Genomic DNA, 2302 nt, shown 5'->3' with positions numbered 1-2302 from the left:
TCATGTGGATGACTTTCTTTTAAGCCTGCACCTGTCATTCGTACAAATTGAGCATTTTCTCTTAAATCTTGTAGGTTAGCTGTTCCACAATAACCCATACCTGAACGTATACCACCTGTTAATTGATACAAAGTATCAGCTAAAGGCCCTTTATATGGGAGACGCCCTTCAATACCTTCTGGAACGAACTTTTTGTTGTCTTCTTGGAAATAACGGTCTTTTGAACCCTTTTCCATAGCAGCCACAGATCCCATACCTCGGTAAACCTTGAATCTTCTTCCTTGGAATATTTCAGTTTCCCCAGGGGCTTCACTAACACCTGCCAATAAGCTTCCTAGCATAACAACATGTCCGCCTGCAGCCAATGCTTTCACAATGTCTCCAGAATATTTAATACCACCGTCAGCAATGATCGTCTTGCCCATTTTACGCGCTTCTGTTGCACAGTCATAAATAGCTGTTATTTGCGGCACACCAACACCTGCCACTACACGAGTTGTACAAATAGACCCTGGTCCAATACCAACTTTCACAACATCCGCACCAGCTTCGATAAGTGCTCTTGTCGCTTCTGCAGTCGCTACATTACCAGCAATAATATTTAGTTTAGGAAAAGCTTGTCGTACTTCCTTTACTACATTAATAACCCCTGCAGAATGACCATGTGCTGTATCAATAACAATAGCATCAACGTTTGATTTTACAAGCTTTTCAACGCGTCGCATTGTATCTTTAGTTACACCGACAGCTGCACCTACTAACAATCTTCCTTGGCTATCTTTAGCAGAGTTAGGAAACTCAATTACTTTTTCAATATCTTTAATTGTGATAAGCCCTTTTAATACGCCATTTTGGTCAACAAGGGGCAATTTTTCAATTTTATATTTCTGTAAAATCTTTTCAGCTTGCTCTAGAGTTGTTCCAACTGGAGCAGTAACCAACTCTTCCTTTGTCATTACATCAGAAATACGCATAGAATAATCTGCAATGAATCGTAGATCACGATTTGTAATAATACCAACTAATTTCTGCTCTTCATTGTTATTAACAATCGGTACTCCCGAAATTCTGTACTTGCCCATTAAATGTTCAGCATCAAACACTTGATGTTCAGGAGTTAAAAAGAACGGGTCTGTGATTACACCACTTTCAGAGCGTTTTACTTTATCAACTTGTTCAGCCTGCTGTTCAATCGTCATATTCTTATGGATGATACCCATTCCGCCCTGACGTGCCATAGCAATTGCCATTTCAGCTTCTGTAACAGTATCCATACCCGCACTGATAATTGGTATATTAAGCTTAAGTGTGTCTGTTAAATTAACAGTCATGCTTACATCTTTAGGTAGTACCTCTGATTTTGCTGGGATTAACAATACATCATCAAAAGTTAATCCTTCTTTAACGAACTTATTTTCCCACATCTTTTTAAGCCCTCCTGTTGAAAATATTATTAGTAGGTTATCAATTGGTTAAAATACTGTCAAGGAAGTTGCAATATGTTTATTTTTTCAAATAATTAAAAGGGAGATTATATGAACTTTACAACAAACACTTGGGACTCATTATCCATGTTTTATTCTGCCTCAACAACACAAAACTATTTACATACCTATTATATGAGAGATTCTTTACCTGATAGTAAAATAAAAAGCTTTCAGAATGCACCGGTCTTTATTCACTATTTAAAAAGCGCCGAAATTTATTATAAGGAGGCAAACCTTGTTTCATTAGAAATACAGCCTGTTCTCCTTTTTTATGGATATATCCAGCTTATTAAAGCATGTCTACTTTCACTAGACCCATACTACCCAAGTTCATCTACATTACTGGCACACGGTGTTACAACTAGAAAAAGAAAAAAACAACAATATGAATTTTTACAAGATGAAATAAAGATTCAGCGAAATGGTCTATTTTCATATATGTCTTCCAAAATGTTCCACGTGAAACATTTGGATGGTGAAAAGTTGCTCATGAAAGATCTCTTCTTTTGTTTGCCTGAGCTTGCTGAGCAATTTCAGTACTTTTTCCAAAGTAATTGCTATTTGCTACATAAGCATTCAAATGTGCAGTACTCCACCATGGGGAAATGCCTAGACGATTATCATATGCCTGCTGAACGTTTGGCATCTTATTTAAATAGTCATTTTCATATCAGTATAGCATGTAAGGAAGAAAGAGAGCATCTTATTTTTCAACTTGATGAACCGTTGACAACAAATTATCATCAACCCTTTCATTTTGATAGTGGACTCAAACAATTTACCATTATAAATAAACAAGATACCTTACCATTTAA

At 36.5% G+C, this 2302-nt stretch carries 2 protein-coding genes; one reads left to right on the top strand and one right to left on the bottom strand.

Annotation, left to right across the window (positions count from 1 at the left end):
- Positions 1-1424 (bottom strand): IMP dehydrogenase (gene guaB / locus ACKI5C_RS03265; protein WP_407431793.1); only part of this gene is annotated, 1424 nt, incomplete at its 3' end.
- A gap of 111 nt (positions 1425-1535) precedes the next feature.
- Between guaB and ACKI5C_RS03260 the strand changes: the two genes are divergently transcribed.
- Positions 1536-2302: YaaC family protein (locus tag ACKI5C_RS03260; RefSeq protein WP_407431792.1), on the top strand; the 767-nt coding region annotated here is incomplete at its 3' end.

This window comes from Methanobrevibacter sp., assembly GCF_045646045.1.
In the GTDB taxonomy this organism is placed as follows: Archaea; Methanobacteriota; Methanobacteria; order Methanobacteriales; family Methanobacteriaceae; genus Methanocatella.
Note: the sequence above shows the minus strand (reverse complement) of the source record. Positions and strands in the feature narration are given on the sequence as shown.